The 22,330-nt window shown below is 69.6% G+C and carries 17 protein-coding genes and 2 pseudogenes; 9 read left to right on the top strand and 10 right to left on the bottom strand.

Annotation, left to right across the window (positions count from 1 at the left end):
- The 4 genes and pseudogenes from ACWGKT_RS46135 to ACWGKT_RS46120 all read right to left on the bottom strand — a co-directional run.
- A pseudogene (locus tag ACWGKT_RS46135) lies at positions 1–1,049 on the bottom strand (hypothetical protein); the annotation flags it as partial.
- A gap of 156 nt (positions 1,050–1,205) precedes the next feature.
- Positions 1,206–1,622, bottom strand: a complete 417-nt coding sequence (locus ACWGKT_RS46130; RefSeq protein ID WP_453278443.1) for a DUF6113 family protein — start codon at positions 1,620–1,622, stop codon at positions 1,206–1,208.
- The gene (gene mshB / locus ACWGKT_RS46125; protein WP_453278442.1) at positions 1,619–2,482 is read right to left on the bottom strand and encodes an N-acetyl-1-D-myo-inositol-2-amino-2-deoxy-alpha-D-glucopyranoside deacetylase; all 864 of its coding nucleotides are present in this window, start codon (positions 2,480–2,482) and stop codon (positions 1,619–1,621) included. The genes ACWGKT_RS46130 and mshB overlap by 4 nt, the downstream gene beginning before the upstream one ends.
- Before the next feature lie 130 nt (positions 2,483–2,612).
- Entirely contained in the window at positions 2,613–3,107 is a 495-nt protein-coding gene (locus tag ACWGKT_RS46120) for a hypothetical protein (RefSeq protein ID WP_453278441.1), read from the bottom strand.
- 2,112 nt (positions 3,108–5,219) lie between these two features.
- Here ACWGKT_RS46120 and ACWGKT_RS46115 point away from each other — a divergent pair.
- Positions 5,220–6,096 (top strand): annotated as a pseudogene (locus tag ACWGKT_RS46115) (helix-turn-helix domain-containing protein).
- Positions 6,093–6,302, top strand: coding sequence for a DUF397 domain-containing protein (locus ACWGKT_RS46110; protein ID WP_453278440.1), 210 nt, complete (start codon positions 6,093–6,095; stop codon positions 6,300–6,302). The pseudogene ACWGKT_RS46115 and the gene ACWGKT_RS46110 overlap by 4 nt, the downstream one beginning before the upstream one ends.
- 76 nt (positions 6,303–6,378) lie before the next feature.
- On the opposite strand, the gene ACWGKT_RS46105 is transcribed toward ACWGKT_RS46110, so the two are convergent.
- Complete coding sequence (locus ACWGKT_RS46105) at positions 6,379–6,573, bottom strand: hypothetical protein (RefSeq protein ID WP_030346161.1); 195 nt, start codon at positions 6,571–6,573, stop codon at positions 6,379–6,381.
- A gap of 190 nt (positions 6,574–6,763) precedes the next feature.
- Between ACWGKT_RS46105 and ACWGKT_RS46100 the strand changes: the two genes are divergently transcribed.
- Entirely contained in the window at positions 6,764–8,893 is a 2,130-nt protein-coding gene (locus tag ACWGKT_RS46100; RefSeq protein ID WP_453278439.1) for a prolyl oligopeptidase family serine peptidase, read from the top strand.
- Between the two features lie 149 nt (positions 8,894–9,042).
- On the opposite strand, the gene ACWGKT_RS46095 is transcribed toward ACWGKT_RS46100, so the two are convergent.
- From ACWGKT_RS46095 to ACWGKT_RS46075, 5 genes are read right to left on the bottom strand one after another with little or no spacing between them, the layout of a single operon-like run.
- Positions 9,043–10,080, bottom strand: a complete 1,038-nt coding sequence (locus ACWGKT_RS46095; RefSeq protein ID WP_453278438.1) for an ABC transporter ATP-binding protein — start codon at positions 10,078–10,080, stop codon at positions 9,043–9,045.
- Positions 10,073–11,047: an ABC transporter ATP-binding protein gene (locus ACWGKT_RS46090; RefSeq protein ID WP_453278437.1), complete on the bottom strand. Its 975-nt coding sequence runs from the start codon at positions 11,045–11,047 to the stop codon at positions 10,073–10,075. Before ACWGKT_RS46090 ends, ACWGKT_RS46095 begins: the two co-directional genes overlap by 8 nt.
- A 6-nt stretch (positions 11,048–11,053) precedes the next feature.
- A complete protein-coding gene (locus ACWGKT_RS46085; protein WP_356157582.1) occupies positions 11,054–12,034 on the bottom strand; it encodes an ABC transporter permease in 981 nt (326 codons plus the stop codon).
- Complete coding sequence (locus tag ACWGKT_RS46080; RefSeq protein ID WP_235455094.1) at positions 12,027–12,950, bottom strand: ABC transporter permease; 924 nt, start codon at positions 12,948–12,950, stop codon at positions 12,027–12,029. The genes ACWGKT_RS46085 and ACWGKT_RS46080 overlap by 8 nt, the downstream gene beginning before the upstream one ends.
- Positions 12,951–12,956: 6 nt before the next feature.
- Positions 12,957–14,579, bottom strand: a complete 1,623-nt coding sequence (locus ACWGKT_RS46075) for a peptide ABC transporter substrate-binding protein (RefSeq protein ID WP_453278436.1) — start codon at positions 14,577–14,579, stop codon at positions 12,957–12,959.
- Positions 14,580–15,053: 474 nt separating this feature from the next.
- Here ACWGKT_RS46075 and ACWGKT_RS46070 point away from each other — a divergent pair, with 474 nt between their 5' ends.
- From ACWGKT_RS46070 to ACWGKT_RS46045, 6 genes are all read left to right on the top strand, one after another.
- On the top strand, positions 15,054–16,082 hold the full coding sequence (locus ACWGKT_RS46070; protein WP_453278435.1) for an ABC transporter permease: 1,029 nt from the start codon (positions 15,054–15,056) through the stop codon (positions 16,080–16,082).
- An 80-nt stretch (positions 16,083–16,162) separates the two neighbouring features.
- Positions 16,163–17,929, top strand: coding sequence for an ABC transporter substrate-binding protein (locus tag ACWGKT_RS46065; RefSeq protein WP_453278434.1), 1,767 nt, complete (start codon positions 16,163–16,165; stop codon positions 17,927–17,929).
- A gap of 118 nt (positions 17,930–18,047) precedes the next feature.
- Complete coding sequence (locus ACWGKT_RS46060) at positions 18,048–19,028, top strand: ABC transporter permease (protein ID WP_356157570.1); 981 nt, start codon at positions 18,048–18,050, stop codon at positions 19,026–19,028.
- A 52-nt stretch (positions 19,029–19,080) separates the two neighbouring features.
- Positions 19,081–20,118 carry an ABC transporter ATP-binding protein gene (locus ACWGKT_RS46055; RefSeq protein ID WP_453278433.1) on the top strand — a complete coding sequence of 346 codons (1,038 nt, stop codon included), beginning with the start codon at positions 19,081–19,083 and terminating at the stop codon, positions 20,116–20,118.
- A 26-nt stretch (positions 20,119–20,144) separates the two neighbouring features.
- A complete protein-coding gene (locus ACWGKT_RS46050) occupies positions 20,145–21,188 on the top strand; it encodes an ABC transporter ATP-binding protein (protein ID WP_356157565.1) in 1,044 nt (347 codons plus the stop codon).
- Between the two features lie 230 nt (positions 21,189–21,418).
- Positions 21,419–22,159, top strand: a complete 741-nt coding sequence (locus tag ACWGKT_RS46045) for a class I SAM-dependent methyltransferase (protein ID WP_453278432.1) — start codon at positions 21,419–21,421, stop codon at positions 22,157–22,159.
- The last annotated feature ends 171 nt before the right edge of the window (positions 22,160–22,330 follow it).

Genomic DNA, 22,330 nt, shown 5'->3' with positions numbered 1-22,330 from the left:
CCGCCCGGGTTGGTGAAGGACTCGCCGACCTGCATGCCGAGGTCGCCGCTGGCGCCGCCGACGGGCGGCACCATCGGGCCGTCGCCCCTGCCCGGGCCGCCGGTGGGGCCGGAGGGGCCCTGCGGGCCGCCGGGGCCGCCCTGGCCGCCTGCTCCGTTGAAGCCGCTGGGGCCGCCCGGGCCGTTCGTGGCGCCGAAGCCGTTCTGGGTGCCGCGTCCGTCGTCCGAGAAGTACGGCAGGTCGTCGCGGCGCGGCTCGTCGCCGGCACCGGCGCCGGGGCGGGAGCCGCCCAGCGGGCCCGCGGCCAGCGCCTCGGTCACGTCGAAGGAGCCGGTGCCGCCGCCGTGCCCGGGAGCCACGGGTCCGCCGGTGGCGCCGGGGAGTCCCGCGCCCTTGGTACCGCCGGGACGGGATCCGCCCGGCACGCTCATGGAGCCGACCACGCCACCGGGGCGGCCCGCACCGGGCCGGGTGCCACCGGAGGCACCGGGACGCGCGGCGCCACCGGCCGCCGTACCGCTGCCGCCCGGACGCGCGCCGCCGGACGCACCCGCGCCCGTGCCGGCGCCGGAAGCCGTCGTGCCGGCGGCGGAACCACCGGACATTCCGGCACCGTTCGTACCACCGCCGCCCTGACCGCCCTTGCCCGCGCCGGACTTGCGGGGCGCGAACCAGTCGCTCGTCTTCTCCTCGGCCGCTGCCGCGGGCTCGGCGGGCGTCTCGACGGCGCCGGTGGGGCTCGTGGGGGCCGACGCCTGCGGCTCGACGACGGGCGTGACACCCGTGTCGTCGGCGGCGGGGCCCTCGGCGTCCGCGACGGGCGTGCGCACCACGACGGGCGGAATGGGCCGCGATCCTGGGATGTTGATCCGGATGCGCGTCGTCAGCGTGGTCTCGGTCTTGCGTTCCTCCGGCTGCGCGGCCGAACGGCCGGCACCCGTCGCGTCCTCGGAAGCCACGGGCGTCCCGTAGGGCGGCGTGCCCGAGGGGTATGCGGCTCCCCCGCGCCCGTTGGGCCCGGAGGACGGAGTGTCAGTTTCACGACTCAAGGCAGGTTCTCCCGGTTGGCTCCGCCGCCCGTCACGACCTTGCTCGGGCGGCTCGGCGGCGCGCACCACCATACTGGCCACTTCTGACGCGTAGCCCATGACCGCTGGGGAAACCCACACCGGACTCGCACGCGCGCCCTACGGCGAATTGGTACGTCACTTGGCAAGTCGGGCGGCATCGCCGCCCGGTTGCCGCCCCGGCCCAAGGGTGGCGCAGATCACAGCGAGGACCATGCCACCGAGCAGGAAGAGGTAGGAGCCGCCTCCCGCGCCGAAGAGGAAGTCCCCTTCGGGGCGGCCCGTGCTGAGCCCGATGACGGTGATGACCCAGCCGACCGCGGGCGCGACCGCCCCGGCGCGGCCGCCCACGGCGCGCGCGCCGCCGAGGAACAGCCCGGCCGCGCCGGCCAGGGCGAGCAGCAGCCCGCCCGGGAACCAACCCGCCTGCACCAGGGATCCGGCGAGGCCGACCACGGCGCCGAGCACGAACAGGCCCACGTACGCGGCGATCCGCCCGGCGGAGGGGCGTTGCAGCGGCTGGGCGAGCATGGAACCGCGTCCCGCGGAGCTCATGGCGCCACCTCGATGTCGACTCCGGCGAACAGGTCGGTCTCCCGGGTCTGCGGACGCTCGCCGTTCACCAACTCGTAGTACTCCGTCGTGAAGACGGGCTGGGCCAGTTCGTTGGAGAGCGCGAAGTACGGTTCGGCGACCTCGATCTGGGTGGCGTGCGCGCGCATCGCGGCGGCCTTGGCAGCGGCGTGCGCGGTGCCGTCGACCGCGGTGGTGATCCGCTCCTCGTCCACCACGCCCGGCACGTCGGCGAGGGCGCCGGCCTTGGCGAAGGGCAGGCCGGGCAAATCGTCCCGGAGGCGGGCGAAGGCGGCCTCGGCGACGGGGCGCGGAACGCGGTTCCAATAGACCTTGGGGATGCGCCAGCCCGCCTCGGCGGCCAGCTCGACGGCTCTCATGGCGACGCGGTGGGCCTGGATGTGGTCCGGGTGGCCGTACCCGCCGTTCTCGTCGTACGTGACGAGGACCTGGGGGCGGGTCTGAAGGATCACCTCGACGAGGTGTCCGGCGGCCCGGTCGAGGTCGGCCTGCCAGAAGCAGGCCGGGTCCTCGTTGTCGGGCAGGCCCATCATCCCGGAGTCCTTGTACCGCCCGGCGCCGCCGAGCAGGCGGAAGTCCTCGACACCGAGTTCCCGCATCGCGGCCGTGAGCTCGCCCAGCCGGTATTCGCCGAGGGCGGCGCCCGTCAGGTGCGCCAGCTCCGGCGGAATGACCTCACCGAGCTCTCCGAGGGTGCACGTGACCAGCGTCACCCGCGCTCCCTCGGCCGCGTACGCGGCCATGGTCGCGCCGTTGTTGATCGACTCGTCGTCCGGGTGCGCGTGCACCAGGAGCAGACGCCGAGCGGGCAGTTCCGTCATGCGTCCACCCTACGAGGCACCCGCCCGCGCTGGGCACCTGCCCGGGGAGGCGGTCTGGTGGCGGACTCCGGGGTGCGCTCATACGGACTCCCGGGTGCGCTTATGGGGAGCGGATGCGCGGGAGGCTCGGTCACAGACGGCGGGCCAGGAGAGCGGCGGTCAGGGCGTGCCGTACGGCGCTGGGGCTGACCTCCCGTTCGAACCAGGCGGCGACACCGGGGGCCAGGTGAGCCGTCTCGCGGGCGGAGAGGGGCAGGCGGGGGTCGCGGCGGAGGAGGAGGAGGAGGTCGGCGAGGAGGTCGGTGGCCTGCTGGAGGAGGGGAGGCGGGGTGAGCCGGGTGCGGTACGCCGGGGAGCGGCTTGCGGGGTGGGCGCCTGCTGGGCGCCTTGGGCCTCTCGGGGGCTTTCGGGGGCGTGGCCGGGGGCCGGTGACGGTACGACGCTGATGGCCGGGTTGATTGCCGCAGACCGTGCGGGTGACGATGCGGCCGCCGGAGAGGCCTTCGCTTTCGCGCCGCAGGTAGCCGTGGGCCTCGAACTCGCGGCGGGCGGGGCGGGTGCAGTGCTCCGGCGCTGACGAGTGACCGTGGGGCCGCCCGCTTCTTTGCCAGTGTCGTGCTTCCACGCCCCGAGTAAAGGGCGCTCCGCTGCCGCTCCGCGTCGCCTTCGGCGATGGCCCTACGGGCCACCCTTGACTAGGGGCGTTCCAGCCCGGTTGAGAAGCGAGCGGGCGGCCCGGAAAGACGGGTGGCTGGGCGGGGTTCGCGGTCAACTGTTGGCCGCGTTCTCGTCCGGCGTTGGCGGCCGCGGACGCGTCTCGCCAGCACGCCGGGTGGGCTTGGCGGGTGAACGGCCGGTGGGGGGTGGCGCGGTCGGGCCTCGCCTGCACGCCGGGTGGGCTTAGCGGCGAACGGCCGGCGGGTGGGGGCCCGCGGGCCGAGCGGCAGCACGCCCGGTGGGCTTAGCGGGTGAACGGCCGGCGGGTACGACGCATCCACGTCTCGCCAGCACGCCGGGCCGGTTTAGCGGCGAGCGCCCAGTGGGTGGGAGCGCACAGGCCGAGCGGCGGCACGCCGGGAGGGCTTAGCGGGTGAACGGCCGGCGGGTACGACGCATCCACGTCTCGCCAGCACGCCGGGCCGGTATTGCGGCGAGCGCCCAGTGGGTGGGAGCGCACAGGCCAAGCGGCGGCACGCCGGGACGGCTTAGCGGGTGAACGGCCGGTGGGTGGGAGCGCACAGGCCAAGCGGCGGCACGCCGGGACGGCTTAGCGGGTGAACGGCCGGTGGGTGGGGGCCCGCGGGCCGAGCGGCAGCACGCCGGGTGGGCTTAGCGGGTGAAACGGCCGGTGGGTACGACGCATCCACGTCTCGCCAGCACGCCGGGCCGGTTTAGCGGCGAGCGCCCAGTGGGTGGGAGCGCACAGGCCAAGCGGCGGCACGCCGGGACGGCTTAGCGGGTGAACGGCCGGCGGGTGGGAGCGCACAGGCCGAGCGACGGCACGCCGGGACGGCTTAGCGGGTGAACGGCCGGTGGGTGGCGCAGCTGCACTTCACATGCACGCCGGGCCGATCTGGCGCCTTGTGCCCGGTGGGCGGGTGGCGTGGCCGCGCTTGGCCCCCACGCAGGGTGGGCGGGTGGCCGGGCGGTGGGTGGGGGTGCGCGGGCCGGGTGGCGGCACGCCGGGCCGGTTTAGCGGCCTGCGGCCGGGATGGCGGGGCGCGCCGGGGCTGGTTGGTGGCTTGCTGCGGGGTGGGGCGGCTTGCCGTTGGCAGTGGGGAGGTGTGGCTGCGCGTCGCATGCTCGGGCGGCTGGGCTGTGTCCCGGTGGCGGACGAGGGCGTGTACGGGGCGGGTGGCAGGCCCCGGTGGGGTCGTGGGGTGCTGTGGGCAGGCATGTGGACGGTTTGGGTCACCCGATGGCCTCATCGGCCCTGGATATCGGGGCCCCGGCTGTCCGAAAGTGTCCACTTGCTTGCTGGGACGTGATCCGGGAGGCCGGTGTGACGAGCGAGGCGTGACGTCAGAGGTCCATCAGCCCGCACGCCCCACCCCACCCGATGCTCACAGTTCGCCGCCAAGCCCACCCGGCGTGCCCCCGTCCAGTCGGTCCAGTCGATGCGCACTCACCCCCCACCGGCCGTTCGCCGCCAAGCCCACCCGGCGTGCAGGCGAGGCGCGACCGCGCCACCCCCCACCGGCCGCTCGCCGCCAAGCCCACCCGGCGTGCCGTCATCCGCCTCACCGCGCCCACCGCCCCCCACCGGCCGCTCGCCGCCAAGCCCACCCGGCGTGCAGGCGAGGCGCGAGCGCGCCCCCGTCACACCGGATGCGAACGCAGCCCGCCTGAGGGGCCATCACCCTGAGCCGGCCACTTTCCTCGGGCTGCCCGCTCGCTTCTCACCCGTGCTGGAGCGAGCCGAGTCAAGGGTGGCCCGCAGGGCCATCGCCGAAGGCGACGCGGAGCGACAGCGGAGCGCCCTTTACTCGGGGCGCGGAAGCACGACACTGGCGAAGAAGCGGGCGGCCCACCTGTGCTTGACAGTCGGCGTCGGCATGACAGCAGCAGCACGCCGAAGTTCCGGGCGACGCGGTCGAGTTGGGTGGCGTTCTCCTCGTTCACGTCACTCAGCGTGGCCGCCTGTGCGTACCGTGAACAGTGATGCAGCCGATACGTACGGTTACTGTCCGGAGCTCGTCCAGTCGTGCGGCACGGTCGTACGACGGAGGGGTGCGGGATGAGTGTGGACGGCGACGCGGGACGGCTCAAGAGCGAGGCCGACGAGTCCGGTTGGGAAGTGGACCCGGACGACGGACTGGGGCATCGCCGTCATCGCAACCGTCGGACGCCAGCTCAAGCTGCGGCGCGAGGCGGTCGGGATGCGGGCCGCCGCGTTCGGGGAGGCCCTCGGGTACGGCGAGGACATGGTCTACAAGATCGAGGGCGGGAAGCGGATCCCGAGGCCCGAGTATCTGGACAGGGCGGACGAGGTGTTGGGGGCGGGTGGCCTGCTCGCCGCGATGAAGGAGGACGTGAGGAAGGTCCGGTACCCGAAAAAGGTGCGGGACCTGGCGCAGCTGGAGGCCAGGGCGGTCGAGCTTCAGCTGTACGATCCGCTGAACGTCCACGGGCTGTTGCAGACGCCGACGTATGCGCGGGCACTGTTGCAGATGCGCCGTCCGGCATACACAGAGGACGTGGTGGAGCAAGGCGTCGCCGCCCGTCTCGCCCGGAAGTCCGTTTTCGAGCGGGACCCGGCCCCAGAGATCAGCTTCATCCAGGACGAGTGGACGCCGCGACGGCCTCTCGGGGGCAGGATGGTGCTACGCAGCCAATTCGAACGCCTCCTGGAAGTGGGGCAGTTGCGGAATGTCGAGATCCAGGTGATGCCGATGAGCCGCGAGGAGCACGCAGGCGTGGATGGTGGCATCGAGGTGCTGAAGTTCGAGGACGGCTCGGCGGTGGGGCGTTCACCGGCCGTGGCCAATAACAGACCGGTCTCCGAACCGAGGCAACTCCCTGTCCTGGAACTGCGGTATGGCATCATCCGCGCCCAGGCTCTCAGCCCAAGGGAGTCCGCGGCCTTCATCGAGCAGTTCCTGGGGAAAACATGATCGGCAACACCGCGGTCGGGGGTGCGTCCGACCTGGCGTGGTTCAAGAGCAGCTACAGCAGCGGCGCAGAAGCGGACTCCTGCCTCGAACTCGCCACCACCCCCGGCACCGTCCACGTCCGCGACTCCAAGCACGCCGTCGGCCCCCGCCTCACGCTCGCACCGAGGGCCTGGGCCGCCTTCGTCCCGTACGCGTCCGAACGCTGACAGACCGAGCCGGAGATCGGCAGGCATCACCCGACTGCCGACTCGGCTTCAGCGCTTCGAGTGTCTTCGCACCGGCTCAGAACTTGATGCTGCCGATCATGCTCGCCACGTTCGTCGTCAGCTCGCTGATCGTCGGAGCGACGGTCGAGGAGGCGAGGTAGAAGCCGAGCAGCATGCAGACGACCGCATGCCCGCCCTTCAGTCCCGACTTCTTGATCAGCAGGAAGACGATGATCGCCAGCAGCACCACCGCCGAAATCGAGAGTGCCACGGCGGCTCACCTCCAAAGATCCCGGGTACGCGGGGGGTTCGGACTATGGGGGTTGTGGATCGGTCCAGCAATTCCATACAGAAGCCAGCAGGTTCATACCCACTCAGCGGTAGTGATCATAACTATCCGTGCTCGCGCATCGCTCGGCGCACGGCCGCACAAGGGGGCGCATGGCCAATATGGTCGGGGTATGACGACCGAGCCTGACTCCTTCCCCCGACGGCACGCGCGGACCCAGCGTTTCACCCTCGGCGCGCCGCGCGCGTTCAGTGTGGCCCCCGACGGTTCCCGGGTCGCGTTCCTGCGCTCCGGGTCCGGTACGGACCGGGCCAACTCCCTGTGGGTGCTCGATCCCGCGGACGGCACGGAGCGCGTGGCGGCCGACCCGCGCGCCCTCCTGGGGGGTGCCACGGAACACCTCTCGCCCGAGGAACGGGCGCGCCGCGAGCGCAGCCGCGAGGGCGGTGCGGGCATCGTCGGCTACGCCACCGACACGGCCCTGGAGTTGGCGTCTTTCGCCTTGTCAGGGCGGCTTTTCACGGCGGAGCTGCGGGCCGGCACGGCACGCGAACTCCCGGTCCCCGGCCCGGTGATCGACCCTCGCCCGTCCCCCGACGGACGGTACGTGGCGTACGTCGCCGAGGGCGCCCTGCGCGTGGTGGGCGCAGAGGGGGAGGGCGACCGGGCGCTGGCGGAGCCGGAGTCGGAGGGGGTCGGCTACGGACTGGCCGAGTTCGTCGCGGCGGAGGAGATGGGTCGCTCGCGGGGCTTCTGGTGGGCCCCGGAGTCGGACCGGCTGCTCGTCGCGCGCGTGGACGACACGCCGGTGCGGCGGTGGTGGATCTCGGATCCGGCCCACCCGGAGCGTGAGCCGCACCACGTCGGCTACCCGGCGGCGGGCACCGCCAACGCGGACGTACGGCTGTTCGTGATCGGCCTCGACGGGGTGCGCACGGAGGTCGCGTGGGACCGGGCACGCTATCCGTATCTGGCGCGTGTGCACTGGTCAGAGGCGGGTGCGCCGCTGCTTCTCGTGCAGGCGCGGGACCAGCGCAGCCAGCTGTTCCTGGCGGTGGACCCGGAGTCGGGGGCGACCCGGATGGTGCACGCCGACGAAGATCCAACATGGCTTGAACTGTTCGCCGGGGTGCCCTGCTGGACCCCGTCGGGGCAACTCGTCCGGATCGCCGACGAGGGGGGCGCCCGGGTGCTCACGGTGGGCGAACGGCCGCTGACCGGAGCCCAGTTGCACGTGCGCGCGGTGCTGGACGTCTCCGACCAGGACGTGCTGGTCGCGGCCTCGGCGGGCGAGGAGGTCCCGCCCTCCTCGTACTCTCCCGAGACCGGCGAGGTGCACGTCTACCGGGTGAGCGAACTCGGCATGGAACGCGTGTCGCAGGAGCCCGGCGTGCACTCGGCGGTGCGCGCCGGGGACGTGACCGTGATGGTGTCGGCGACACTGAATCGGCCGGGTTCTCGGGTGCAGGTCCTGCGTGACGGAAAACCGACGGCGACTGTCACGTCTTACGCCGAAGATCCTGGTTTGTCCCCCCGCGTGACGCTCACCGAGGGGGGCGCACGGCGAATTCCATGCGCCGTGCTTATGCCACGGGACTACCACGGGGACACTCCCCTGCCGGTGCTCCTGGATCCCTACGGTGGTCCGCACGGCCCGCGCGTGGTGGCCGCGCACAACGCGTACCTGACCTCCCAGTGGTTCGCCGACCAGGGTTTCGCGGTGGTGGTCGCCGACGGCCGCGGCACTCCCGGCCGCTCCCCCGCCTGGGAGAAGGCGATCCACCAGGACTTCACCCTGAGCCTCGACGACCAGATCGAGGCCCTCCAGGCCCTGGCGGAGCACCACCCCCTGGACCTGTCCCGGGTGGCGATCCGCGGCTGGTCCTTCGGCGGCTGGCTGGCGGGCCTCGCGGTGCTGCGCCGCCCGGACGTCTTCCACGCGGGCATCGCGGGCGCCCCGGTGACCGACTGGCGGCTCTACGACACCCACTACACGGAGCGGTACCTGGGCGATCCGGCCGCGGACCCGGCGGCGTACGCCAAGAGCTCCCTGATCACGGACGACGGCCTGTCCGACGCGGCCGAGCCGCACCGGCCGCTGATGATCGTGCACGGCCTGGCCGACGACAACGTGGTCGTGGCCCACGCCCTGCGCCTGTCCTCCGCCCTGCTGGCGGCCGGCCGCCCGCACGAGGTGCTCCCGCTGTCCGGCGTCACCCACATGACCCCCCAGGAGCAGGTCGCGGAGAACCTCCTCCTGCTCCAGGTCGACTTCCTCAAGCGCTCCCTGGGCCTCGCGTAGAGACGGCAACGGGCCGGGATGCCATGGCACCCCGGCCCGCTTCACGGCACCCGCACGGCCGTACGCCGTTCAGACTGACGCGTCCGTATATCGGCGTCGGGTCGGCCAAGTTGCCTGCGCGTTAACGCGATTGCCACGCGTTTGTACGGCTATGCGACCTCCTCCGGCGGCACCACCCGCTTCTCCTCCGCGAAATGACACGCCGAATCGTGGGCCTCCGGTCCCGCCGTGGACCGGAACTCCTCCGGGACCGCCAGCGCCGGAACCTCCACCGCGCAGCGCTCCCGCGCCTTCCAACACCGGGTGCGGAACCGGCACCCGGACGGGACGTTCGTCGGCGACGGCACGTCACCGGAGAGGATGATGCGCTCGCGGTGCGCGCGGGCCTCGGGGTCGGGCACGGGGACCGCGGACAGCAGCGCCTGGGTGTACGGGTGCGTGGGGTGGTCGTAGATCTGCGCGTCCGTACCGATCTCCACGATCCGGCCGAGGTACATCACGCCCACCCGGTCCGAGATGTGCCGCACGATCGACAGGTCGTGCGCGATGAAGACGTACGAGAGCTCGAACTCCTTCTGCAGGCGGGCCAGCAGATTGACGACCTGCGCCTGGATCGAGACGTCCAGGGCCGACACCGGCTCGTCGGCGACGATGATCTCGGGGTTCAGGGCCAGCCCGCGGGCGATGCCGATGCGCTGGCGCTGGCCGCCCGAGAACTGGTGCGGATAGCGGTTGATGTACTCGGGGTTCAGCCCGACCACGTCCAGCAGCTCCTGGACCTTGCGGCGGCGGTCGCCCTTGGGGGCCGCCTCGGGATGGATCTCGTACGGCTCCCCGATGATGTCGCCCACCGTCATACGGGGGTTGAGGGAGGTGTACGGGTCCTGGAACACCATCTGGATGTTGCGGCGGACCGCCTTCAGGGCCCGGCCGGACAGCTTCGTGATCTCCTCGCCCTTGAAGCGGATCGAGCCCGCCGTCGGCTGCTCCAGGCTGCACAGCAGCCGCGCGACCGTGGACTTGCCGCAGCCGGACTCGCCGACGATGCCGAGGGTCTCGCCGCGGCCGAGGGTGAAGTCGACGCCGTCGACGGCCTTCACCGCGCCGATCCGCTTCTTGAAGACGATGCCCCGGGTGAGCGGGTAGTGCTTGACGAGGCCGCTGACCTCCAGGATCGGCTCAGCCATGCAGGCACTCCTGCCAGAAGTGGCAGGCGCTGGCGCGCGCTTCGGAGACCTCGTACAGCGGCGGCGGGTCGGTGCGGCACACGTCCCGGGCCATCGGACAGCGGGGGTGGAAGGCACAGCCCGGGGGGATGTCCATCAGGTTCGGCGGCAGGCCCTTGATGGCGTACAGCTCCCGGCCCTTGTGGTCCAGGCGCGGGATGGAGTCCAGCAGGCCGCGCGTGTACGGATGCGCGGGCGCCTTGTAGATGTCGTGGACGGGGGCCGACTCCACGATCCGGCCCGCGTACATGACGGCGATGCGGTCGGCGACGTCCGCGACCACGCCGAGGTCGTGGGTGATGAGGATGAGCGCCATGGCGTACTCGCGCTGCAACTCCGCGAGCAGGTCCATCACCTGGGCCTGGACGGTGACGTCGAGGGCGGTGGTCGGCTCGTCGGCGATGATGAGCGCCGGCTCCAGGGCCAGCGCCATCGCGATCATGATGCGCTGGCGCATGCCGCCGGAGAACTGGTGCGGATAGTCGCGCACCCGCTGGGCGGCGCCCGGGATGCGCACCCGGTCCATCAGCTCCACCGCCCGCGCCCGCGCGTCCTTCTTCGACATCCCGCGGTGCACGACGAACATCTCGCCGAGCTGGTCGCCCACCGAGAGCACCGGGTTCAGGGACGACAGCGCGTCCTGGAAGATCATCGCCATCCCGGCGCCCCGGACCTTGCGTCTGTCCTCTTCTTTCAGCGTCAACAGGTCCTGGTCCCCAAAGAGGATCTCCCCGCCCGTGATCCTGCCGGGCGGCATGTCCAGGATCCCCATCACCGCCTGCGCGGTGACCGACTTGCCGGAGCCGGACTCGCCGAGCACCGCGAGGGTCTCGCCCGCGTCCACGCCGTAGCTGACACCGTTGACGGCCTTGGCAATCCCGTCCCGGGTCCGGAACTCCACGTGGAGGTCGCGCACTTCCAGCAGCACCGCGGTTCACCTCAGCTTCGGGTCGAGGGCGTCGCGCACCGCGTCGCCGAGCATGATGAACGCCAGGACCGTGACGGCCAGGGCTCCGGAGGGCCACAGCAGCGCGTGCGGGGCGTTGCGGATGTACGGGGAGGCGGCGGAGATGTCGATGCCCCAGGAGACGTTGGGCGGCTTCAGACCGACGCCCAGGTACGACAGGGTCGCCTCCAGCGAGATGTAGGTGCCGAGCGCGATGGTCGCCACGACGATCACCGGCGCGACGGCGTTGGGCGCGATGTGCCGCAGCAGGATCCGGCTGTGGGAGGCGCCCAGCGCGCGGGCCGCCTGGACGTAGTCGTTCTGCTTGGCGGTGATGACCGAGCCGCGCGCGATACGGGAGATCTGCGGCCAGCCGAGCAGCACCATGAACCCGATGACCGGCCAGACCGTATTGCTGGTCACCACGGAGAGGAGGACCAGACCGCCGAGGACGACGGGGATCGCGAAGAAGACGTCGGTGATCCGGGACAGGAAGGAGTCCCAGGCGCCGCCGAAGAACCCCGCCAGACCGCCGAGGGCCGAGCCGAGGAGCGCCACCCCCAGCGTGGCGCAGACGCCGACCGTGACGGACGTACGGGCGCCGTAGACGGTCCGTGTGTAGACGTTGCAGCCCTGGCCGTCGTACCCGAAGGGGGCGCCCGGCTGGGAGCCCTCCTGGGCCTTGGCGAGGTCGCACTGTAGGGGGCTGCCGGAGGCGATCAGCGAGGGCCACAGGGAGATGACGACGAGGAAGAGGATGACGAGCCCGGAGACGAGGAAGACGGGGTTGCGGCGCAGGTCCCGCCAGGCGTCGGACCACAGGCTGCGGGGCTTGGCCTGCGGGCCGGTGCCCTGGGGGCCGCCCGGCGTCCGCTCCAGCGTCTCCGCCTCGCTCGCCGCCAGGTCCATCGCACCGCCCGCCCCGGTGCCCGCGATGGCGCGATCGGGCTCGTACGACTGCTCAGGCATAGCGGATCCTCGGGTCGAGCACGGCGTACAGCAGGTCGACGAGCAGGTTGGCGACCAGGAAGACGAGCACCAGGACGGTCACGAAGCCGACCACCGTCTGGGTGTTCTGTCGCAGGATGCCCTGGTAGAGCTGGTAGCCGACGCCGTGGATGTTGAAGATCCGCTCGGTGACGATCGCGCCGCCCATCAGCGCGCCGATGTCGGCGCCGATGAAGGTCACGACGGGGATGAGCGAGTTGCGCAGCAGGTGCCGGGTGATGACCCGGTGTCTGGGCAGGCCCTTGGCGACGGCCGTACGGACGTAGTCGGACCGTTTGTTCTCCGCGATGGAGGTGCGGGTCAGCCGGGTGACGTAGGCGAGGGAGACGGCGGCCAGGACGAGGCCCGGCACGATCAGCTCGCCGAACGTGGCCGCCTGGGAGACCGAGGGCTGGATCCAGTGCCACTGCACGCCGAGCAGGAGCTGGAGCAGCAGGCCGGTGACGAAGGTCGGCACGGAGATGACGACCAGGGTGGCGAGGAGCACACCCGTGTCGACCGGCCGGCCGCGGCGCATGCCGGTCACCACGCCGAGGGTGATGCCGATGACGATCTCGAAGAGGATCGCCACGATCGTCAGCCGGATGGTGACGGGGAACGCGGTCGCCATCAGCTCGGTGACCGGCTGGCCGTTGAACGCGGTGCCGAAGTCGCCGGTGAAGACGTTCCCCATGTAGGTCAGGTATTGCTGCCACAGCGGCTTGTCGAGGCCGAACTCCTTCTTCAGCTGGGCGGCCGTCGCCGGGTCGCAGGCCCGCTCTCCGCACAGGCCCGCGATGGGGTCGCCCATCACGTTGACCATCAGGAAGATCAGCAGTGTGGCCCCGACGAACACCGGGATCATCTGGAGCAGTCGCCGGACGACATAGCGCCCCATGGCGGCTCAGCTGACCTTGATCTCGTTGTAGACGGGGACGCTGAAGGGGTTCAGCGCCACGTTGGACAGCCGCTGCGAGTAGCCCGCGCTGCCGTTCTGGTACCAGAGCGGGATGGCCGCCATGTTGTCGCGCACCACCCCCTCGGCCTGCTGGAAGGTGGAGACCGCCTTGGCGGTGTCGGACTCGGCGTTGGCCTGGTCCACGAGCTTGTCGAACTGTGCGTTGGACCACTTGCCGTCGTTGGAGGAGGCGTTGGTGTAGTAGAGCGGCTGCAGGAAGTTCTGGATCAGCGGGTAGTCCATCTGCCAGCCGGCCCGGAAGGGGCCGGTCATCTTGTGCTGGCTGATCTGGTTCCGGAAGTCCGCGAAGGTGCCGACGGGGTTGCCCACGCAGGCCTTGTCGTTGCCGAGCGCGTTGTTGATGGAGTTGCACACGGCGTCCACCCACATCCTGTGCGAGCCGGTGTCGGCGTTGTAGGTGATCTTGATCTGGCCGCCCGGGAGTCCGCCGCCCTCCTGGATCATCCGCTTGGCCTCGGTCGGGTTGTAGTCGCAGGCGGTCCCGCACAGGCCGTCCTGGAAGCCGCCCTCCGGGCCGAGCACCGGCGAGGTCCAGTCGGTGGCCGGGGTGCGGGTCCGCCGGAAGATCGTTTCGGTGATCTGCTTCCGGTTGATCGCCATCGACAGGCCGGTGCGGACCTTCTCCGAGCCGCTCTTGTTCCAGGCCTGGTCGTAGTACGGGAACGCGAGGGTCTGGATGATGCCGGCCGGGGTGTTGATGTAGCGGTCGCCGAGATCCTTCTTGACGTTCTTCAGCTGGGAGGCGGGGATGTCGTCGACGAGATCGAGGTTGCCGGCCAGCAGGTCCGTGTAGGCGGTGTCGCTGTCCGTGTAGACCTTGAGGGTCACGCCGTCGTTCCGCGCCTTGTCCGGGCCGGAGTAGCCGTCCCACTTCTTCAGGGCCATCTGGGCGCCCTTGGTGTACGAGTCGATCTGGTACGGCCCGTTGCCGACCGGCTTGCTCACCCAGGCCGCGTGATCCTTGAAGAACGCCTGGGGCAGCGGGGCGAAGGCCACATAGCCCAGGGTGTCGGGGAAGCTGGAGAACTTCTGGTTCAGCTTCACCGTGAAGGTCCGGTCGTTCACGACCTTCAGGCCAAAGAGCGTGTCGGCCGTCTGCGAGCCACTCGCCGGGTGGACCTGGTCGTAGCCCTCGATGTAGCCGAAGAAGTACGCGTTCTTCTGGTTGTTCTTCAGGCTCGCGCCGTAGTTCCAGGCGTCCACGAACGACTTGGCGGTCACCTTCTCGCCGTTGCTGAAGGTCCAGCCGTCCTTGACGGTGATCGTGAAGTTCTGCGAGTCCGGGGTGTCGATCTTCTCGGCGAGCATGTTCTTGGCCTGGCCGGTCTTCGAGTCGTACCGCTTCAGACCGCGGAAGATCATGTCGAGGACCTTGCCGCCCTGCACCTCGTTGGTGTTGGCCGGCTCCAGCGGGTTCTGCGGGTCGCCCCAGGAGGAGCTGAGCACTCCGGCGCCGGCGCCGGAGCCGCCCCCTCCTCCGCACGCCGTCGCGGCGAACGCCACCGCCATCGCGCCGGCGGCCCATCGGGCGTGCGTGGCTCCACGCATGGCGTGCCTCCTCCATGAGCGTTGATCCATTACCGGTCAATATCAGCGCAAATCACCCATATCGCATGCGCACGCCACCCAGGAGGGGGCCTTTCAGGGGACAGGTCATCCGGATGCACGCAGGCGTCCACCGAGGCCGTGAGCGATCTTGAGCGACGAACGCAATGGATCTACACGGAACGATGCCGAAACGTTGGATTTCCGCGCGCCGATGTACGCATTTCGGCACGCAGGCGTCCGCATATCGAACTCGTTGCCTGAATTGCCCCTTTAGTCCGATGTGAAGCACAGAATGATTACATCGCGCTACCCGCGTAGCTACGGAATGGTCAAGCACGAGTAAAGAAGGTAAATAGACAACCAAGGCGACCGAGAATTTATTGACCTTGAATGAATTGCGTTGAAAAAGTCCGGCGTAGCCCGTAGGGGAGTGCCCTGCGGAGTCATCAGACCCTCCCTTGGGCCAGGAGCACCATGACCCCCCCAACTCCATCCACGGCTGCCCCGCTTGAGGTGACCGACGAGAGCACCGAGAAGCAGACCGCTTCTCCCTCCTCGAAGGGCAACGAGAGCCGGTCTCCGGGGCAGCTGGCTTGGCGCCGTTTCAAGCGGGACCGTACGGGCGTCGCCTCGGCGATCATCGTGATCCTCTTCTTCGTGATCGGTCTCGCCGCGCCGCTCATATCCAAGCTGTACGGGAAGGACCCGTACACGACGTACGGCCTGAACACACCCGGCCTGCTGGGCGACAACGGCTTCCCGGCGAAGCCGAACGGCGGCATCGACAGCGAGTTCTGGTTCGGCATCGACCCCCAGCTGGGCCGTGACGTCTTCAGCTTCCTGCTGTACGCGATCCGCAACTCGCTGCTGATCTCCACCGCGATCACGCTCCTCGTCATGATCTTCGGCGTGGTGATCGGCATCACGGCGGGTTACATCGGCGGCAAGACAGACTGGTTCCTCGGCCGGGTCATCGACATCCTGCTCGCCTTCCCGCAGCAGCTGTTCTTCGTGGCGTTCACGCCGGTGATCCTCAGCCTCTTCGTGCCGGCCAACGAGGACACGCCGACCTGGATCGTCGTGGTCTCCCTGATCACGCTGCTGGTCGTCTTCGGCTGGGCTTCCATCGCCCGACTGCTGCGCGGCCAGGTTCTGGCCCTGCGCGAGCGGGAGTTCATCGAGGCCGCCAAGGTCACGGGTGCGTCCCCGGCCCGCATCATCTTCAAGGAACTGCTTCCCAACCTGTGGACGCCGATCCTGATCCAGGGCACGCTCCTGCTGCCGGCGATGGTCACCACGGAGGCGGGTCTCGCCTTCATCGGTGTCGGTATGCAGGACCCGACCCCCGACTGGGGCGTCATGCTCGGCTACGCCGCCGGCTTCTACCAGAACGACATCACCTTCCTGCTGTTCCCCGGTATCACGATGGTGATCTTCGTCCTGGCGTTCAACCTCCTCGGTGACTCGCTGCGCGACGCGCTCGACCCGAAGACCAAGCGCTGATCCGGCCCTCTTCAGGACCACGGCAAGCACGCCGGGGTGCCGGACTTCTCTCACCAACTCTCATCCAAGGCAGGATTGCGATGTCCTTCTCGCGCAGAAATTTCCTGATTGCCACCAGCGTCGCTGCGGCATCCACCACCGTGCTGAGCGCCTGCAGCAGCGGCAACTCCAGCAGCTCCGGCAAGGCGGGCAAGCAGGAAGCGGCCAAGGCCCACACGACCACGGTCAAGATCGGCACCGCGGAGGACTCCAAGGGCCCGGCTCCGGAGGTCTCCGGCGCGAAGAAGGGCGGCAAGGTCTACCTGCTGAACGATGACGACTTCTCGCACCTCGACCCCCAGCGCGTCTACTACGCCTGGAACTCGCTGGCCGTGGTCGTCCTCGCCCGTACGCTGACCGGCTACAAGATCGGCGACGACGGCTCCATGACCCTCGTCGGCGACCTCGCCACCGACACGGGCACCATGAAGGACGAGGGCAAGACCTGGTCCTTCACGCTGAAGGACGGCGTCAAGTGGGAGGACGGCTCCGACGTCACCGTCGACGACGTCCGCCACGGCTTCGAGCGCGCCTTCGCCAACTTCGTCACCGAGGGTGCCGTCTACGTCCAGTCCTGGCTGACCGGCACGCAGGAGTACCGCAAGTCGTACCCGGGTCCCTTCAAGGGCAACAAGCACCTGAAGTCGATCGTGACGAGCGGGAAGACCATCACCTTCCACCTCTCCGAGGCGCGCCCGGACTTCAACTACGTCGTCGCGATGCACTCCTACGCGCCGACCCCGGTGAAGCACGACACCAAGCAGGACTACGACAAGAAGCCGTTCTCCAACGGTCCTTACAAGATCAAGTCGCACACCACCGACAAGTCGATGGTGCTGGTCCGCAACGAGCACTGGGACCCGAGCACGGACGCGATCCGCAACGCGTACCCGGACGAGTTCGACTTCACCTTCGGCATCGAGGCGGAGACCGCCGCCGACCGCCTCATCGCCGACTCCGGCAACGACCAGTTCGCCGTCTCGTGGCGCACGGTTCCGCAGTCGCGCCAGGCGCAGGCCACCGCCAAGGCGAAGGACCGTCTGTTCGAGGACCTGAGCAGCGGCACCAGCGTCTACTGGATCAACCAGACCCGCGTCACGGACATCAAGGTCCGCGAGGCGATCATCAAGGCCTGGCCGACCGCCGGCATCCGCCAGATCCAGGGTGGTCTGCACCGTGGTGACTACGCGACCGGCATCATGAGCCCGCTCGTCGCCGGCTACGAGTCGCAGGACGTCTGGGGCAAGCTGAAGAACCCGGCCGGCGACCCGGCCGCGGCGAAGGCGGTCCTGAAGAAGGCCGGCAAGCTCGGCGCCAAGGTCGTCTACGCCTACCAGCAGGACCCGATCAACGCCAAGGTCAAGGTCGTCGTCGAGAACGCCCTGAAGGCCGCCGGCTTCGACGTCGTCTCCAAGGGCATCGACTCCACCACCTGGTACGACCAGATCGGCAAGCTCGACAACGAGTACGACATCTACTGGGGTGGCTGGTCCGCCGACTGGCCGACCGGTTACTCGGTCTTCCAGCCGCTGTTCGACAGCCACAACGTGGTGGACCAGGGCACCAACTACTGCCACCTGAAGAACGCCGACGTCGACGCCGCCATCAAGGCCGCGACCGCGGAGACGGACCAGACCAAGGCCAACGGCATGTGGGCCGCCCTGGACAAGCAGGTCACCGAGCTGGGCGCCTTCATCCCCGACGTGTACATGAAGCGTCTGTACCTGCACGGCTCGAAGCTCGGCAACGTGAAGATGGACCCGAACTTCGACGGTTGCATGCTCTACAAGATGTACGTCAAGGCCTGATCCATCCCTGAGAGGTGGGGCGGCTCCGGCCGCCCCACCCTCGGCTCGTCCACCGGGCCTCCGGTAACCCCGGCCCGGCCCGTTCCGCACGACGGCCCTCCCAGGAAAGCCAACCCCCATGCTTCGCTTCCTAGTCCGCCGATTCATCGGCGCCGCGATCACGCTGCTGATCATCAGCGCGATCACATTCATGCTCTTCTACGCGGTGCCGCGCGACCCTGCCCGGATCGCCTGCGGCAAGGTCTGCACGCCGGAGACCCTTGAGGTGATCCGGCACAACATGGGGATCTCCGATCCACTGCCGGTCCAGTACTGGCACTGGCTGGAGGCCATCTTCGTGGGCCGTGACTACTCCGGCTTCGGCCACTGCGACGCCCCCTGCCTGGGCTACTCGTTCGTCAACCGCGAGCCGGTCCTCGCCACGGTCTGGGACCGCTTCCCGACGACGGCCTCCCTGGCCATCGGCTCCTCGGTCGTCTTCCTCATCTTCGGCATCGGCACCGGCATGCTCGCCGCCGTCAAGCAGGGCAAGCCCCTGGACAAGATCGCCAGCTCCGGCTCGCTGATCGCGTCCTCGATGCAGATCTACTTCGTCGGCCCGGTCGCCCTGTACTTCCTCGTGTACCAGACGCACCTCCTGGACCAGCCGTCGTACACGCCCTTCAGCGAGAACCCGGGCGCCTGGTTCAACGGTCTGCTCGTGCCATGGCTGGTGCTGGCGCTGATCTGGACCGCCAACTACACGCGTATGACCCGCTCCCAGCTGGTGGAATCGCTCACCGAGGACTACGTCCGCACGGCCCGAGCCAAGGGTCTGTCCCGACGCAACGTCTTCTTCCGCTTCGCCTGGCGCGGCGCCATGGGTCCGATCGTCACCATCTTCGGCCTCGACATGGGCGTCCTGCTCGGTGGCGCGATGATCACCGAGAAGACCTTCAGCCTCCAGGGCCTCGGAATGCTCTCGGTGAAGTCGGTGTTCAGCAACGACCTGCCGATGCTCCTCGGGGTCATGGTCATCACCGCCGCCTTCGTGGTGTTCTCCAACATCATCGTCGACGCCTGCTACGCCCTGATCGACCCGCGGATCCGGCTCGCCTGACCCCGCCCGCCCCCGACAGCAACCCCGCATCACCCCCCTCTGGAGCGTCCCCGTGACGAGCACCGACCAGCAGCCCTTCCTGTCCATCAAGGACCTGAAGGTGCACTTCTCGACCGAGGACGGCACCGTCAAGGCCGTCGACGGCCTCTCCTTCGACCTCATGCGGGGCAAGACCCTCGGCATCGTGGGTGAGTCGGGGTCCGGCAAGTCGGTCACCAACCTGACCATCCTGGGTCTGCACAACCCGGACAGCACCACAGTCGAGGGCTCCATCGAGCTCGACGGCGAGGAGCTGAACGGCGCCTCGCACAAGACGCTGGAAAAGCTCCGCGGCAACAAGATGTCGATGATCTTCCAGGACGCGCTGGCCTCGCTGTCGCCGTACCACACCATCGGCACGCAGATCGGCGAGGTCTACCGCAAGCACACCGGCGCCTCCAAGAAGGAGGCCCGGGCGCGGGCGATCGAGATGCTGACCCGGGTCGGCATCCCCCAGCCGGACGTCCGGGTGGACGACTACCCGCACCAGTTCTCCGGCGGTATGCGCCAGCGCGCGATGATCGCCATGGCGCTGGTCTGCGACCCCGAGCTGCTGATCGCCGACGAGCCGACCACGGCCCTCGACGTGACGGTCCAGGCCCAGATCATGGACCTGCTCAAGGACCTCCAGAAGGAGTTCGGCACCGCGATCATCTTCATCACGCACGACCTGGGTGTCATCGCCGACATCGCGGACGACGTGCTGGTGATGTACGGCGGCCGGTGCGTGGAGCGCGGGCCGAAGGAGGAGGTGCTGCGCACCCCGCAGCACCCGTACACCTGGGGCCTGCTGGGCTCCATGCCGAGCCTGGACGGTCCGGTCGACGTGCCGCTGAACCCGATCCCGGGCTCCCCGCCGTCGCTGCTGAACCCCCCGTCCGGCTGCCGTTTCCACCCGCGCTGCGCCTTCGCCGAGAAGGTCGAGGGTGACCGGTGCTCCACGGAGCGCCCGCTGCTGGAGATCCTGGACGGCCGCGGCAAGGCCTGCCACCTGACCGATGACCAGCGCCGCGAGTTCTTCGCCGACCTTGCCGCCAGCAAGGCCCACTGACGTACAAGAGACGGGACTTCACCACCATGAGCAACACCTCTCCTCTCCTGGACGTCTCCGGGCTGACGAAGCACTTCCCGATCAAGGGCGGCTTCCCGATCCGGCGCACCGTCGGTCACGTCCAGGCCGTTGACGGGCTCGACTTCCAGGTCTCCGAAGGCGAGAGCCTCGGCCTGGTCGGTGAGTCCGGCTGTGGCAAGTCGACCACCGGCCGGCTGATCACCCGGCTGCTGGAGCCGACGGGCGGCAAGGTCACGTACCGCGGCCAGGACATCACGCACGCGGACCGCCGGGGGCTCGCGCCCATCCGGTCCGAGATCCAGATGATCTTCCAGGACCCGTACGCCTCGCTGAACCCCCGGCACACGGTCGGCAAGATCATCGCCGGTCCGATGGAGATCAACGGCATCAACCCGCCCGGCGGTCACGAGAAGCGGGTCCGTGAGCTGCTGGAGATCGTCGGCCTGAACCCCGAGCACTTCAACCGCTTCCCGCACGAGTTCTCCGGCGGTCAGCGCCAGCGCATCGGTGTCGCCCGCGCGCTGGCCCTGAACCCGAAGCTGATCGTGGCCGACGAGCCGGTCTCCGCGCTCGACGTGTCCATCCAGGCGCAGGTCGTGAACCTCCTCCAGGAGGTCCAGAAGGAACTCGGCATCGCGTTCGTGTTCATCGCCCACGACCTGGCGATCGTGCGGCACTTCTCGCAGCGCGTCGCGGTGATGTACCTCGGTAAGATCGTCGAGATCGCCGACCGCGACGACCTGTACAACAACCCGCGCCACCCCTACACGCGGGCCCTGCTCTCCGCCGTGCCCGAGGCGACGGTGGACGAGGTGCCGCGCGAGCGCATCCGTCTCGTCGGCGACGTGCCCTCCCCGATCAACCCGCCCTCCGGCTGCCGCTTCCGCACCCGTTGCTGGAAGGCGACGGAGAAGTGCTCGACGGAGGCCCCGCCGCTGGTGCAGGCGTCCGGCAACAAGCCCGGCCACCTGACCGCCTGCCACTACCCGGAGACCACCGACATCATTCCGGCCCCCCGCCTCTCCAAGGACCCCGAGCCGGCGGCCTGACACACCCCTTTCCGTCAGCCGTCGCCTACGGAACGGACTTTCACCGGCCCATTGACCCGAGCCCATGAACGTCCTGTTCCAGGGGACGAAGGCCCGCGCCTCCCCAGGTGCGGGCCTTCGCTGCGTTTGCCAAGTGCCTTGTGGCGGGACGGAGTTCGGTGAGGTGGGAAGAGGGAAAGAAGAGGGGCGATCGAGGCGTGTGGTTCACCCGTGTATGACAAACTGCCGCGGTGGTCGATCACTCGTTCGCCGATCTTTCTCTCGCCGCGCTGTACGACACGCTCAACCCGTGGGGGCCGGGTGACGACTTCTACCTCGACCTGGTCATGTCGGCCGGGTCCGTGCTGGATGTCGGCTGCGGCACCGGGCACTTGCTCCGGCGGGCACGCGAGGAGGGCCACCGGGGGCGGCTGATGGGCCTGGACCCGGCGGCGGCGATGCTCGTGCAGGCGCGGCGGAGTGCGGCGGACGTGGAATGGGTCCTCGGGGATCTACGGACCCGCCTCTGGGCCGGGGAGTTCGACCTGGTCGTCATGACCGGTCACACCTTCCAAGTACTGCTCAGCGACGAGGAGTTGCGGGTGTGTCTACGGGCTGTCCGATCGGCCCTGGCCCCGGGCGGACACTTCGCCTTCGAAACCCGCAACCCGGCGGCCCGCGCCTGGCAGTCCTGGTCCCCGGACCGCCCCCGCGACATCACGGCCCCCGACGGTACGCCGGTCCGTGTCCGCCACGAACTCCGCCCCGGCACCCCGACAGCCGACCGCGTCACGTTCACGGAAACCTACGAAACCCCGTCCTGGCCCCGCCCCCGAGTAAGCCGGACCACCCTCCGCTTCCTGCCCCCCAAGCCCCTGTCCAACTTCCTTGAGGAGGCGAACCTGACGGTCACGGAGCAGTACGGGGACTGGGGACGGGGCCCGATCACGGAGGCCAGCCCGGAGATCGTGACGGTGGCTCGGGCGGGGTAGGTGGGGGCGGACGTGGACGCTGACGCTGACGTACCAGGGTGGATCGCCCGAACGCCCGTCGGAGGAGTGACCGTGGGGGCCGCCCGCTCGCTTCTCACCCGTGCTGGAGCGACCCGAGTCAAGGGTGGCCCGCAGGGCCATCGCCGAAGGCGACGCGGAGCGACAGCGCAG

The organism is Streptomyces sp. NPDC054794, from assembly GCF_053611585.1.
Note: the sequence above shows the minus strand (reverse complement) of the source record. Positions and strands in the feature narration are given on the sequence as shown.

Coding starts and splice junctions, on each gene's coding strand:
- ACWGKT_RS46070 (WP_453278435.1), top strand. CDS start 15,054: ATGACCCCCCCAACTCCATCCACGGCTGCCCCGCTTGAGGTGACCGAC.
- ACWGKT_RS46050 (WP_356157565.1), top strand. CDS start 20,145: ATGAGCAACACCTCTCCTCTCCTGGACGTCTCCGGGCTGACGAAGCAC.
- ACWGKT_RS46100 (WP_453278439.1), top strand. CDS start 6,764: ATGACGACCGAGCCTGACTCCTTCCCCCGACGGCACGCGCGGACCCAG.
- ACWGKT_RS46065 (WP_453278434.1), top strand. CDS start 16,163: ATGTCCTTCTCGCGCAGAAATTTCCTGATTGCCACCAGCGTCGCTGCG.
- ACWGKT_RS46130 (WP_453278443.1), bottom strand. CDS start 1,622: ATGAGCTCCGCGGGACGCGGTTCCATGCTCGCCCAGCCGCTGCAACGC.
- ACWGKT_RS46110 (WP_453278440.1), top strand. CDS start 6,093: ATGATCGGCAACACCGCGGTCGGGGGTGCGTCCGACCTGGCGTGGTTC.
- mshB (WP_453278442.1), bottom strand. CDS start 2,482: ATGACGGAACTGCCCGCTCGGCGTCTGCTCCTGGTGCACGCGCACCCG.
- ACWGKT_RS46060 (WP_356157570.1), top strand. CDS start 18,048: ATGCTTCGCTTCCTAGTCCGCCGATTCATCGGCGCCGCGATCACGCTG.
- ACWGKT_RS46085 (WP_356157582.1), bottom strand. CDS start 12,034: ATGCCTGAGCAGTCGTACGAGCCCGATCGCGCCATCGCGGGCACCGGG.
- ACWGKT_RS46080 (WP_235455094.1), bottom strand. CDS start 12,950: ATGGGGCGCTATGTCGTCCGGCGACTGCTCCAGATGATCCCGGTGTTC.
- ACWGKT_RS46095 (WP_453278438.1), bottom strand. CDS start 10,080: ATGGCTGAGCCGATCCTGGAGGTCAGCGGCCTCGTCAAGCACTACCCG.
- ACWGKT_RS46075 (WP_453278436.1), bottom strand. CDS start 14,579: ATGCGTGGAGCCACGCACGCCCGATGGGCCGCCGGCGCGATGGCGGTG.